Annotated in this window: 11 protein-coding genes; 3 read left to right on the top strand and 8 right to left on the bottom strand. The window is 72.4% G+C overall.

Translation table 11 applies throughout. From position 1 onward, the window contains the following. Positions 1–29 precede the first annotated feature (29 nt). The 8 genes from rodA to VR45_RS24515 form a co-directional block, all read right to left on the bottom strand. On the bottom strand, positions 30–1,229 hold the full coding sequence (rodA, locus tag VR45_RS24550) for a rod shape-determining protein RodA (protein WP_045941994.1): 1,200 nt from the start codon (positions 1,227–1,229) through the stop codon (positions 30–32). Continuing rightward, positions 1,226–3,598 carry a penicillin-binding protein 2 gene (gene mrdA, locus VR45_RS24545; protein WP_234326106.1) on the bottom strand — a complete coding sequence of 791 codons (2,373 nt, stop codon included), beginning with the start codon at positions 3,596–3,598 and terminating at the stop codon, positions 1,226–1,228. Before mrdA ends, rodA begins: the two co-directional genes overlap by 4 nt. Positions 3,599–3,649: 51 nt before the next feature. Continuing rightward, a complete protein-coding gene (gene mreD / locus VR45_RS24540; protein WP_045941993.1) occupies positions 3,650–4,288 on the bottom strand; it encodes a rod shape-determining protein MreD in 639 nt (212 codons plus the stop codon). Between the two features lie 3 nt (positions 4,289–4,291). Continuing rightward, positions 4,292–5,251, bottom strand: a complete 960-nt coding sequence (mreC, locus tag VR45_RS24535) for a rod shape-determining protein MreC (protein WP_045941992.1) — start codon at positions 5,249–5,251, stop codon at positions 4,292–4,294. Between the two features lie 93 nt (positions 5,252–5,344). Then, positions 5,345–6,370: a rod shape-determining protein gene (locus VR45_RS24530; protein ID WP_030309693.1), complete on the bottom strand. Its 1,026-nt coding sequence runs from the start codon at positions 6,368–6,370 to the stop codon at positions 5,345–5,347. A 307-nt stretch (positions 6,371–6,677) separates the two neighbouring features. Next, on the bottom strand, positions 6,678–7,091 hold the full coding sequence (gene ndk / locus VR45_RS24525; RefSeq protein ID WP_045941991.1) for a nucleoside-diphosphate kinase: 414 nt from the start codon (positions 7,089–7,091) through the stop codon (positions 6,678–6,680). A 151-nt stretch (positions 7,092–7,242) separates the two neighbouring features. Then, the gene (locus VR45_RS24520) at positions 7,243–7,581 is read right to left on the bottom strand and encodes a DUF4233 domain-containing protein (protein ID WP_045941990.1); all 339 of its coding nucleotides are present in this window, start codon (positions 7,579–7,581) and stop codon (positions 7,243–7,245) included. Positions 7,582–7,583: 2 nt separating this feature from the next. Further along, the gene (locus tag VR45_RS24515; protein ID WP_286163470.1) at positions 7,584–8,894 is read right to left on the bottom strand and encodes a folylpolyglutamate synthase/dihydrofolate synthase family protein; all 1,311 of its coding nucleotides are present in this window, start codon (positions 8,892–8,894) and stop codon (positions 7,584–7,586) included. A 277-nt stretch (positions 8,895–9,171) separates the two neighbouring features. Between VR45_RS24515 and VR45_RS24510 the strand changes: the two genes are divergently transcribed. The 3 genes from VR45_RS24510 to VR45_RS24500 form a co-directional block, all read left to right on the top strand. Then, on the top strand, positions 9,172–10,605 hold the full coding sequence (locus tag VR45_RS24510) for a glycosyltransferase family 2 protein (RefSeq protein WP_234326105.1): 1,434 nt from the start codon (positions 9,172–9,174) through the stop codon (positions 10,603–10,605). Between the two features lie 82 nt (positions 10,606–10,687). Next, positions 10,688–11,866 carry a UDP-N-acetylglucosamine 2-epimerase (non-hydrolyzing) gene (gene wecB, locus VR45_RS24505; protein ID WP_078896795.1) on the top strand — a complete coding sequence of 393 codons (1,179 nt, stop codon included), beginning with the start codon at positions 10,688–10,690 and terminating at the stop codon, positions 11,864–11,866. A gap of 184 nt (positions 11,867–12,050) precedes the next feature. Further along, positions 12,051–12,537 (top strand): carbohydrate binding domain-containing protein (locus VR45_RS24500; protein WP_045941988.1); only part of this gene is annotated, 487 nt, incomplete at its 3' end.

Genomic DNA, 12,537 nt, shown 5'->3' with positions numbered 1-12,537 from the left:
CCGGCCCTCGCCGTACACCCTCGGCCCGCTCAGGCCGCTATCGGCCGTTGGCTCTGCACCGCCTGGAGCAGCCCGATCGCCACCCAGGTGGAGAACATCGACGATCCTCCGTAGGAGACGAACGGCAGCGGGATGCCGGCCACCGGCATGATGCCCAGGCACATCCCTATGTTCTCGAAGCCCTGGAAGGCGAACCAGGCGACCACCCCGGCCGCCACGATCGTGCCGTACAGGTCGGTGGCCTGGCGGGCGATCCGGCAGCCCCGCCAGAGCACCACGCCCAGCAGCACGATGATCGCCATCGCGCCGAGGAAGCCCAGCTCCTCGCCCGCGACCGTGAAGACGAAGTCGGTCTGCTGCTCCGGCACGAACTGCCCGGTGGTCTGGGTGCCGTGGAACAGCCCCTTGCCGGTCAGCCCGCCGGAGCCGATCGCGATCCGGGCCTGCGCGGTGTTGTAGCCGACGCCGGACGGGTCGAGCGCCGGGTTGGCGAAGGCCGCGAACCGGTCGATCTGGTACTTGCTCAGCACGCCGAGCTTCCAGATCGCGACGCAGCCGCCGACGCCCGCCAGGATCAGCCCGAACACCCAGCGGTTGGCCGCGCCGGAGGCGAGCAGGATGCCCAGCACGATGACGGCCATCACCATCACCGAGCCGGCGTCGGGCATCAGCATCACGATCGCCATCGGCAGGGTCGCCCAGACCAGTGCCCGGAACACCGCCTTGTTCGCCGGGAACTCCCGCTCCCCGGCGTCCACCTGGTCGGACATCACCAGCGCCATGGACAGCACGATCGCCAGCTTGGCGAACTCGGCCGGCTGCACGGAGAAGCCGCCGCCCAGCTGGATCCAGGAGTGCTGGCCGTTGATGGTCGAGCCGAGCGGGCTCAGGGTGGCCACCAGCAGCAGGATCACACCGGCGTACAGGAAGGGCACCACGGTGCGGAACCGCCGGCTCCCTATCGCTATCACCACCGCGCACAGCACCGCCCCGACCATGACGTTGGTCAGGTGGCGGAACAGGAAGTACTGCGGGTCGCCGTGGGTGAGGGAGTCGCGCCCCCGGGTGGCCGACCAGACCAGCAGCGAGCTGCCCAGCGACAGGACGGCCGCGGCCAGCAGCAGTATCCAGTCGATCCGCCACAGCGGGGAGTCCTTGGCCAGCGCCTTGGGCACCCCGCCGCGCTGCGGGGCGAGCCGGAGCTGGCGGTACGAACCGTAGGAGGTCATGCCCGGCCCCTTCCGGTGGTGGAGCGGGTGGGTTCGACGGCGGCCGCGGCGGCGACGACCGGCACCGGGGTGCTGCCGCCGGACCGGTCCGGGTCCAGGAAGACCCGCGGCGAGCCGCCGGTCACCCCGGGGTCGCCGAGAGGGACGACCGAAGCGGCGGAGACGGCCGAACCGACCGAACCAACGGAGCCGGCCGAGGTGGCCGACGTGGCCGAGGTGGCCGAGCCGACGGAGGCAGCCGAGCCGGCCGATGCGTCGAAGGACACCGGCTTGATGATCGCGGTCCCGTCCGGGTTGAACTTCGGCAGCTCGGCCTGCGGCTTCGGCAGCAGCGCCTTGCCCTGGTCGATGTTGCCCTTGTCGTCGACGCCGTACAGGGACTGGTAGATCCGGCGGATCGCGTCGCCGGAGCCGCCGGAGCCGGTGCCGCCTTGGCTTATCGTCATCACGACCGCGTAGTCGCGGCTGTAGGTGGTCAGCCACGAGGTGGTCTGCTTGCCCTCGACCTCGGCGGTGCCGGTCTTGGCGTGCAGCTCGATCTTGCCCTGGGGCCAGCCCGCGCCGGTGAACTTCCAGGCCGCGGTGCCGCTGGTGACGACGCCCGCGGTGGCCTGGTCGATGTAGCCGAGCAGCTTCTGGTCGCCGGGCAGCCGGCCGTCCTCGTGCGGGGCGATCTCGCGGACGAGATCCCCGCCCGGGCTTATCACGGCCTTGGCGACGGTGGGCCGGTAGAAGGTGCCGCCGTTGGCGAGCGCCGAGTAGATCCGGGCCATCTGGACCGGGGTGACCAGGGTGTCGCCCTGGCCGATCGCGAAGTTGACGGCGTCACCGGCGCGCATCTGGTAGCCGTCGACGCAGTTCTCCCGGGCGATCAGGTCGGAGAAGGTGTTGCCGCCCTTCTCCGCCTGCTTGCACCAGGCGTCCTTGTTGTTGTCGTAGAAGGACTGCTTCCACTGCCGGTCGGGGACCCGGCCGGGGACCTCGCTGGGCAGGTCGATGCCGGTCTTGGCGCCGAGGCCGAACTGGTGGGCGGTCTTGAAGAACCAGTCGCCCGGGTCCTTCTTCGGCTTGATGCCGCCGTCCTTCATCCACTGGTCGTACGCCAGGCCGTAGAAGACGGTGTCGCAGGAGACCTCCAGGGCGCGCTCCAGGGAGATCGCCCCGAAGCTCTCGCTCTCGAAGTTCTTGAACTCGCGGCCGCCGATGGTCATGCTCTTCGGGCAGTCGTAGCGGCCGTCGAGCGAGTAGCCGGCCTGGACGGCGGCGGTGGTGGAGATGACCTTGAAGGTCGAGCCGGGGGCGGACTGACCCTGTATGGCCCGGTTGAGCAGCGGGAAGTTGGACTCCTTGCTGGTCAGCGCCTGGTAGTCCTTGCCGCTGATGCCGCCCTGCCACAGGTTGGGGTCGTAGGTGGGGGCGCTGGCCATCGCGACGATCCGCCCGGTGTGCACGTCCATCACGACGGCGGCGCCGGAGTCGGCCTCGTAGTTGCGGTTGGTGACCTTGTCGAAGGTCTTGCGGGCGTCGCTCATCGCCTGCGCCAGGTTGTCCTCGACGACCTTCTGCACCTTGGCGTCGATGCTGGTCACCAGGTTGTTGCCGGTCTGCGGGGCGGCCTGGTCGGCGGTGCCGATGACCCGGCCGAGGTTGTCCACCTCCAGCTTGGTGACGCCGGCGGTGCCGCGCAGGTCGCGGTCGTAGACGGACTCCAGTCCGGCCCGGCCGATCTGGTCGGCCGGCAGGTAGCGGTCGAGGCCGGCCTTGTCCGCGGTCTTGGAGACCTCCTCGTCGGTGACCGGCGAGAGGTAGCCGAGCACCTGGGCGAGGTTGGCGCCCTCGGCGCCGGTGTAGTGGCGCACGGCGGTGGGCTGGGCGGTGATCCCGGGGAAGTCCTCGCGGCGTTCCATTATCTGCATCGCCTGCTGGGTGGTCGCCTCCTTGGTGACCGGGATCGGCTGGTACGGAGAACCGTTCCAGCAGGGCTGCGGCGTCTTGGCGTCGCAGAGCCGGACCTTCTCCTGGACGTCCTTGGCGGGCATCCCGAGCACCTCGGCGAGCCGGGTCAGCACCGCCTTGCCGGCGTCCTTCTGCTGGAGCAGCGAGGTGCGGCTGACCGAGACCACCAGCTTGGTCTCGTTACCGGCGAGGATGCGGCCGGAGGCGTCCAGGATCTCGCCGCGGACGGCCGGTTCGACGACCTCGCGGATGTGGTTGCCGGTCGCCTTGGCGGTGTAGACGCTGGCGTTGCGGATCTGCAGGTACCAGAGCCGTCCGCCGAGGGTGGCGAGCAGCGAGACCACCAGGATCTGCAGCACCACCAGACGGATCGTCACCCGCCGGGTTCGGCCGGTCTCGGGGATGTTGCTCACGTCTCGTGCGCTCCAAAACTGAACAGGGCGGGCAGGCTGGTCGGGGCCGGGCTACGGGCGCTTTCCCGCGCCGAGCAGGCGCTTCTTGCGGTAGGCCGGTCCGGCCGTGGCCTCGCGGGTGGTGCGGTAGCGGGTCAGGCTGCCGAGGCCGGGGCCGCCCTCGTCGTCCTCGGCGACCGACAGCGGGTCCTTGCCGAAGCGGCGGGCGATCAGCATCACGGCGGGCACCACGAAGGGTGCGAGCAGCAGGTCGTAGAGCAGGGCGGTGACGACGAGCTGGCCGAGTCCGACGTGCCGGGCGGCGGTGTCGCCGACGAGGGCGCCGACCATCGCGTACAGCAGGGTGGAGGCGATCGCGGCGCCGGCGACCACGAGCAGCGCGCTGGAGACCGAGCGCTGGCGGCCGTGCTCGGGGCGCAGCAGTCCGGCGGCGTAGCCCATCAGGCAGAGCACCAGCGCGTAGCGGCCAATGGCGTGGTCCGAGGGCGGGGCGAGGTCGGCGAGCAGGCCGGCCGCGAAGCCGACCAGGCAGCCGCCGGTGGGTCCGTAGACGAGGGCGAGGCCGACGACCACGAGCAGCAGTATGTCCGGGGTCGAGCCGGGCAGTTGCAGCCGGCCGAAGACGCTGACCTGGAGCAGCAGCCCGAGCAGGATCAGGATCGCGGAGACGGGGATGCGGGCGAGGCGCATGGCTCAGTTCCCCCCAGTGGGCTTGGCGGGCGGGGCGGCGGCGGCCGGCGCGGCGGGTGCCGCGGGGGCGGCGGGCGCGGCCTGGCCCTGGGCGGCCGGCGCGGGGGCGGGCGGCAGGACGGCGTCGCGCGGGTCGGTGCGGGGCGGGACGACGACGACGCCGACCAGGTCCAGCCGGGTGAACTGGACGAAGGGCTCGACCAGGACGGTCTTGGTGAGCTGTCCGGGGGTGGCCTCGACCTGGACGACCCGGCCGACCGGGACGCCGGGCACGAACGGGCGGCCGCTCTGCGAGCCGAAGGTGACCAGCCGGTCGCCCTCCTTGACCTGGGCCTTGCCGTTGAGCAGGGAGACCTTCATGGCACTGGTGCCGCCGCCGGCGGCGAAGCCGATCTCCCCGGTGCCCTCCAGCCGGGTGCCGGCGGTGAAGCCGGGGTCGGAGGCGAGCAGCACGGTGGCGGTGGTGGGGGCGACGGTGGTGATCCGGCCGACCAGGCCCTGGCCGTTGACGACGGTCATGTCGCGGGTGAGGCCGTCGTCGCTGCCGGCGTCGATGGTGATGGTCCAGGAGAAGCCCTGGGCCGGGCCGATCGCGATGGTCTGGGCGGCCTTGACGGTGTAGCCGCCGGCGCCGGCGGTGCGCAGCAGGTCGTCGAGCTGCTTGGTGCGCCCGCCCGCCATGTCGGAGGAGGCCAGCTTCTGCCGCAGTTCGGTGTTCTCGCGGGCGAGCTGGTCGGTGCGGCCGCTGTTGGAGGCGGCGTCGCGGAAGGCGCGGACGGTGTCGGCGACCGGGTCGACCGCGCTGGCGGCACCGCGTTCGACCGGGCCGAGGACGGTGGCGGCGGCGCGCCGGGCGCCGCCGAGCGGGGAGCTCTCACCGCCCTTGATGTCGACGGTGATCAGTGCGAACGCGACGGCCACCAGCAGGATGAGCAGTAGCCGGCTCTCTCGTGTGTCCCTCACGGTGCTGGTACTGCCCCTTCGTGCCCCTGGTCCGCCGGCCCGGGCTGTGGACCCGGGCGGGGACCCGTCGGTTCGGCTGGTGTGTCGGTTCTGCTAACGGCGCGGCGCGGCGTCGAGTACCTGCTGGAGCGCCTCGAACTCCTCGACGCACTTGCCGGAACCGAGTGCGACGGAGTCCAGCGGGTTCTCGGCGATGTGGATCGGCATGCCGGTCTCCCGGCGCAGCCGCTCGTCCAGGCCGCGGAGCAGGGCGCCGCCGCCGGTGAGCACGATGCCCCGGTCCATGACGTCGCCGGCCAGCTCGGGCGGGCACTGGTCGAGGGTGGTCTTGACCGCGTCGATGATCGAGTTGACCGGCTCGTCGATGGCCTCGCGGACCTCGGCGGCGGAGATGACGACGGTCTTGGGCAGGCCGCTGACGAGGTCGCGGCCGCGGATCTCGGCGTGCTCGTCCTTCTCGCCCTCCAGGCCGAAGGCGGAGCCGATGCTCATCTTGATCTGCTCGGCACTGCGCTCGCCGAGGAGCAGCGAGTACTCCTTCTTGATGTGCTGGACGATGGCGTTGTCCAGTTCGTCGCCGGCGACCCGGATGGACTGCGCGGTGACGATGCCGCCGAGCGAGATGACGGCGACCTCGGTGGTGCCGCCGCCGATGTCGACGACCATGTTGCCGGTGGGCTCGTGGACCGGGAGTCCGGCGCCGATCGCGGCGGCCATCGGCTCCTCGATGATGTGCACCTGGCGGCAGCCGGCCTGGAGGGAGGCCTCGATGACCGCGCGGCGCTCGACGCCGGTGATGCCGGAGGGGACGCAGACGACGACCCGGGGGCGGGCGAGGAAGCGGCGGCGGTGCACCTTGAGGATGAAGTAGCGCAGCATCCGCTCGGTGATCTCGAAGTCGGCGATCACGCCGTCCTTGAGCGGGCGGATGGCCACGATGTTGCCGGGGGTGCGCCCGATCATCTTCTTGGCCTCGGAGCCGACGGCGAGGATGCCGCCGGTGTTGGTGTTGACCGCGACGACGGACGGCTCGTTGAGAACGATCCCCTTGCCCCTGACGTACACCAGCGTGTTGGCAGTTCCGAGGTCGATCGCCAGGTCGCGGCCGATGAACGACAGGTTGCTCGCCATGGGGTGTGGGTGCCTTCCCGGGCTCGGAGTCATGTGGGGTGGACGGTGTGCGCCCGCAGAGGGGCGGCGACCAGCTGAGCTGCCTTACCGGGCCCTTGAGTCGCGTCCATCGTAGTCACGCCGTTCGGCACGGACGTCGACCCGGGGCACGCCGTCCATTGTCCGGGGCGTGATCGCTTCTCAGGGCATTGGGACGCCGTGTCGGAGGGCCTGGTTCCCTATTTCCCGATAAGAATGCCCCGGCCGGGCCAATGGTCCCGGCCGGGGCGTCCCGAAGGTCCCGGTGCCCGTGCGGTCAGGCCTGGGCGGGGAAGAAGATCTTGATCTCGCGCTCGGCGGACTCGACCGAGTCGGAGGCGTGGATCAGGTTCTCGCGGGTGATGGTCGCGTAGTCGCCGCGGATGGTGCCGGCCCCGGCCTCCAGCGGGTTGGTGGCGCCGGCCAGCATGCGGATGCCGGCGATGACCTCCTCGCCCTCGACGATCAGGGCGATCGACGGGCCGGAGGTCATGAACTCCAGCAGCGGCTCGTAGAACGGGCGGCCGACGTGCTCCGCGTAGTGCTGCTCCAGCGTCGCCCGGTCGAAGGTACGCAGCTCGGCGGCGGCGAGCCGCCAGCCGGCCTTGCGCTCGATCCGGCTGATGATCTCGCCGGCCAGGCCGCGCGCGACGGCGTCGGGCTTCAGCAGGACGAGGGTGCGCTGGGACACGGGGCGTCTCCTGGGGAAATCGGGTTCGGCGCGCACGCGGGAATCGGCGCGCACACGGATCGGCACGCACGCGCGATTCCGCGTGCGCCGTGCGACTACCGCAGAGGTTACCTTGCGTGAGCGAACGCCCCGGACCCGGTCCGGAGCCGTCTCAGACGGCCGCGGCGGCGGCCCGGGCGGCCTTGATCTCGTCGATCCTCCGGCCGTAGTGCACCGAGCACCACCAGAGGCCGGCGAAGATCACGCCGAGCACGAACATGGTCGGCACCACGAAGCCGCTGGCGATCAGCCCGAGCTGCAGCGCCCAGCCGACGGCCACCGCGCCGGGGCGGGTGATCATGCCGCAGAGCAGGACGCACAGCACCATGGCGATGCCGCTGACCGTCCACAGGGCGCCGTGGGAGACGTCCGTGAGCTGCATCGCGACCAGGGCCGCGAAGAGCACCACGAGGGCCTCGCCGATCAGCGTCGAGGAGCAGAGCGTCCTCATCGTCACTTCCTCCCGAGCAGCAGGCGGGCCTCGCCCACCGTGATGACCGATCCGGTGACCAGCACCCCGGCGCCGCCGAGGTCGCCCTCCTCCTCGGCCAGGGTGACGGCGGCGGCGATGGCGTCGTCCAGTCGGGGCTCGACCTGGACCCGGTCCTCGCCGAAGATGTCGACCGCGAGCGCGGCCAGGGCGTCCACGTCCATCGCCCGGTGGGTGGAGTTCTGGGTGATCACGACCTCGGCGAGGAGCGGCTCGAAGGCCTCCAGCAGGCCGGCCACGTCCTTGTCGCCGCTGGTGCCGATCACGCCGACCAGCCGGGTGAAGCCGAAGGACTCGCCGATCGCGGTGACGGTCGCCTGGGCGCCGTGCGGGTTGTGGGCGGCGTCCAGCAGGATGGTGGGGCTGCGCCGGACGACCTCCAGCCGGCCCGGGGAGCTGATGCCGGAGAACGCCTGGCGGACCTTGTCGGCGTCGAGCTGCCCGCCGCGGGCGCCGCCGACACCGAAGAACGCCTCGACGGCGGCCAGCGCGAGGGCCGCGTTCTGGGCCTGGTGCTCGCCGTGCAGCGGCAGGAAGACGTCCTCGTACTCCTCGCCGCCGATCCCGCGCAGCGTCATCAGCTGGCCGCCGATCGCGAGTTCGCGGCGGACGACGCCGAACTCCATGCCCTCGCGGGCGACCGTGGCGTCCACCTCGACCGCGCGCCGCAGGATGGTCTGCGCGGCGTCGAGCTGCTGCTGGGCGACGACCGCGACGGCGCCGGACTTGATGATCCCGGACTTCTCGACGGCGATCTCGCCGGTGGTCTCCCCGAGCTTGTCGGTGTGGTCGAGGCCGATCGGGGTGATCACGGCGACCCCGGCGTCGATGACGTTGGTGGCGTCCCAGGAGCCGCCCATGCCGACCTCGACCACGGCGACGTCCACCGGCGCGTCGGCGAAGGCCGCGTAGGCCATGCCGGTGAGCACCTCGAAGAAGGACATCGCGACCGGCTCGCGCTCGTCGACCATCCGCACATAGGGCTCGATGTCGCGGTAGACCTCGACGAACCGCTCGGGGGTGATCGGGGCGCCGTCCAGGCTGATCCGCTCGGTGACGCTCTCCACGTGCGGGCTGGTGTAGCGGCCGGTGCGCAGCTCGAAGGCGTTGAACAGCTGCTCGATCATCCGGGCGGTGGAGGTCTTGCCGTTGGTGCCGGTGATGTGGATGGAGGGGAAGGACCGCTGGGGCTGGCCCAGGATGTCCATCAGCGCCTCGATCCGGTCGAGCGAGGGCTCCAGCTTGTTCTCCGGCCAGCGCTCGGAGAGTTCCACCTCGACCTCGCGCAGGGCGTCGGCGGGGCTGCCGTCGGCGGGGCGGAGGGTGTACGGGTTCGGGTCGGCCTTGTCGCTCACGTCCACAGTCTACGGAGCGTGGGGCACCTCTCCTCACGGGGTGAGAACCACCACTTTGCCCGAGTTGGTCGTTTTCTGCGTTTACTATCGTTTTGGCGATATCAGACCGCAATGAGGCATTGAATCAGACCGCAATGAGGCATTGATTCGCATCCCAGGGAGACAAATCGCCTTTGATCATGAGGAGCACCGCGCCATGCCCGACGCCCTGCGCCAGTTCTTCGAGATGCGCCGGGACGGCTTCGTCCAGCTCGCCGGGCTGATCTCGCTCGCCCTCGTGGTCTACATGGCCCTGGTCTTCGGCCGCTTCCTGGTCTACTGGGCCGGCTCCCGGCACGCCTTCCGGCGCAACCGCCCGGCCCGCCCCGGCGACCCCGCCGCCTTCCGGTGGCACCTGATGGTCCCCTGCCGGGACGAGGAGGCGGTGATCGCCCAGACCCTGGCCGGGCTGCGCGCCGTCGCCCCCGCCGCCCACCTCTGGGTGATCGACGACGACAGCGAGGACGCCACCCGCGACCTGGTGCTGGCCGCCGCCCGGCACGACGCCCGGATCCACCTCGTCCAGCGCCGCCGCCCGCACGCCCGGATCGGCAAGGGCGCCGCCCTCAACGCCGCCTACCGGGAGATCTCCGCCTCGCTGCCGCCCGGCACCGACCGCTCCCGGATCGTCCTCGGCGTCGTCGACGCCGACGGGCAGCTCGACCCCGGCACCCTCGAACAGGTCGGCAACGAGCACGCCATGGGCCGCCCCGACACCGGCGCCGTGCAGATCGGCGTCCGGATGCGCAACGCCGAGGACCCGCGCCCGCTGGCCGGCCGGGGCCGGCTCGCCAACGCCCTCGCCCGTGCCCTGGTCCGGATGCAGGACGTCGAGTTCCAGGCCAACAACGCCGGCATGCAGCTGCTGCGCCGGCGCACCGGCAGCGTCGGCCTCGGCGGCAACGGCCAGTTCGTCCGGCTCACCGCCCTCGACTCGGTCACCGCCGAGGAGGGCCGCGACGGCCGCCCCTGGCCCGAGCGCGCCCTGCTGGAGGACTACGAGTCCGGCCTCGACCTGCGGCTGGCCGGCTGGCGGCTCACCCATGTCACCGAGACCAACGTCTCCCAGGAGGCCCTGGTCTCCTGGCGCCGCTTCCTCACCCAGCGCACCCGCTGGGCCCAGGGCAACATGCAGTGCCTGCGCTACACCGGCCGGGTGCTGCGCTCGCCGCACTACCGGCCCGCCGGCAAGGCCGAGGTGCTGTACACCTTCCTCCAGCCGGTGGTCTGCGTCCTGCTGGTCGTCCTCACCCCGCTGTCGCTCGCCATCACCGGCGCCGGTCTGGTGCTCTTCCCCGAGGAGACCGCCGACTTCCAGCTGACCTACGGCCCCTGGATGGCGGTCGCCTTCGTGCTCGCCACCCTGCCGATGGTCTTCTGGGGCCCCACCTACCGCCGGCTCGTCCGCCCCGACCGGAGCCGGCTCACCGGCCTGCTCTGGGGCGTCCTGGTCTGGCTCTACGCCTACCACCTGTTCGTGGTCGCCACCCGGGCCGCCGTCCGGATGCTGCTCGGCCGCAACGGCTGGGCCAAGACCCGGCGCAACGCCGAGAAGGTCGCCGTCGGCGCCCCGACCGCCCTGGAGTCCTGACCCCGGCCGCGTCGCCGCCGTCCTCCCCCGCCGCCCCGCTGCCCCGCCGCCCCGCTGCCCCAGACCCCGGAGCCGTCCCGCCATGAGCCTGTGCCCCGCCCCCCGGTCCGCCGCCCGGTCCGCCGCCCGCCCGCTAGCCCCCGGCAGCGTCGCCGTCGTCCTCGGCACCCGCCCGGAGCTGGTCAAGCTCGCCCCGCTGATCCACGAACTCGGCCCCGCCACCCGGCTGGTCCACACCGGCCAGCACTGGGACGAGGCGATGTCAGGCCGCTTCCTGCGCGACCTCGGCCTCCCCCGCCCCGAGCTGCTCACCGGCGTCGGCGGCCGCCCCCGGGCCGGCCAGATCGCCCAGTCCCTCGGCCAGCTCGACGCCGCGTTCGCCGAGGACCGCCCGGCCGCCGTCGTCGTCCAGGGCGACACCAACGCCACCCTGGCCGGCGCCCTCGCCGCCAACGCCCGGGAGATCCCGCTCGTCCACGTCGAGGCCGGACTGCGCAGCTTCGACCGGGCGATGCCCGAGGAGCACAACCGGGTGATGGTCGACCACGTCTCCGACCTGCTGTGCGCCGCCACCCCCGACAACGCCGCCAACCTGCGCGCCGAGTCCCTCGACGAGGAGCGGATCGCGCTCACCGGCAACACCGTCGTCGAGGTGGTCCGCCGCTCGCTGCCCGGCCCCGAGGAGCGGGCCGGCCTGCTCGCCCGGCACGGCCTCGCCGCGGACGGCTACGTCCTCGCCACCGTGCACCGGCCGGAGAACACCGACACCGCCGAGGCGCTCGGCGCCGTCCTCGCCGAACTCGACCGGATCGCCCGGGCCGGCACACCGGTGCTGTTCCCGATGCACCCGCGCACCCGGGCCGCCGTCGAGCGCTTCGCCCTGGACGGCCTGCTCGCCCGGCTCACGGTGACCGGACCGGTCGGCTACGCCGACTTCCTGGGCCTCGCCCGGCACGCCGCGCTGCTGGTCTCCGACTCCGGCGGGGTGCAGGAGGAGTGCACCGTGCTCGGCCGCCCGCTGCTGGTCGTGCGCCGCTCCACCGAACGGCCCGAGGCCGTCGAGACCGGCTTCGCCGCGCTGGTGGCGCCCGGTGCCGAACTCGGCGCACTCGCCCGCGCCTGGCTCGCCGACACCCCGGAGCGGCTCGCCCGGCTCGCGGACACCCCCAGCCCGTACGGGGACGGCCTGGCCTCCGCCCGGATCGCCGAGCTGACCGCCCGGCTCGCCCACGGGCCCGCCGCGGTGCCGCAGGCCGCCTGACCCGCCGGGGCCGCCCGGCCGGCGGCCCTCTTGACAGCGGAATTGGTCTACTCCACCTTGTGAAGGCAAGTCTCCTCCCCCGACAGGGACTTGTGTTGTCGGTAGCTCCCGCACACAGATCCGTCGACACCCGGACGGCCCTCCCCCACGAGGACCGCCGGCCTCCCCCACCGGAGATGGAGCCATGCCACCTGCTTCACACCGGCGCCCGCGCGCCGTCCACTCGCTGCTCGCCGGCGCCACCGCCGTCGCCCTCGGCCTCGGCGGCCTGGTCCTCGCCGGCGGTGCCGGCGCCCACGCTGCCCCCTCCGACGTCGAACTCGTCACCAACGGCGGCTTCGAGGACGCCAACCGCCTCAACGGCTGGACCTGCGCGGCCGGCGCGCCGGAGACCGCCACCGTCCACTCCGGCACCGGCGCGCTGCGCTCCACCCCGAGCGGCAGCGCCACCGGCGAGTGCACCCAGACCGTCACGGTCAGGCCCTCCTCGACGTACACACTGAGCAGCTGGGTCCAGGGCTCGTACGTCTACCTGGGCGCCCGCGGCACCGGCGGCGCCGACCCGAGCACCTGGACCCCCGGCGGCACCGGCTGGTCCAAGCTCAGCACCACCTTCACCACCGGGGCCGCGACCACCAGCGTCACCGTCTACCTGCACGGCTGGTACGGGC

This window comes from Streptomyces sp. NRRL S-495 (genome assembly GCF_000966955.1).
In the GTDB taxonomy this organism is placed as follows: Bacteria; Actinomycetota; Actinomycetes; order Streptomycetales; family Streptomycetaceae; genus Kitasatospora; species Kitasatospora purpeofusca.
This window is presented reverse-complemented; position numbering and strand designations above follow the sequence as displayed.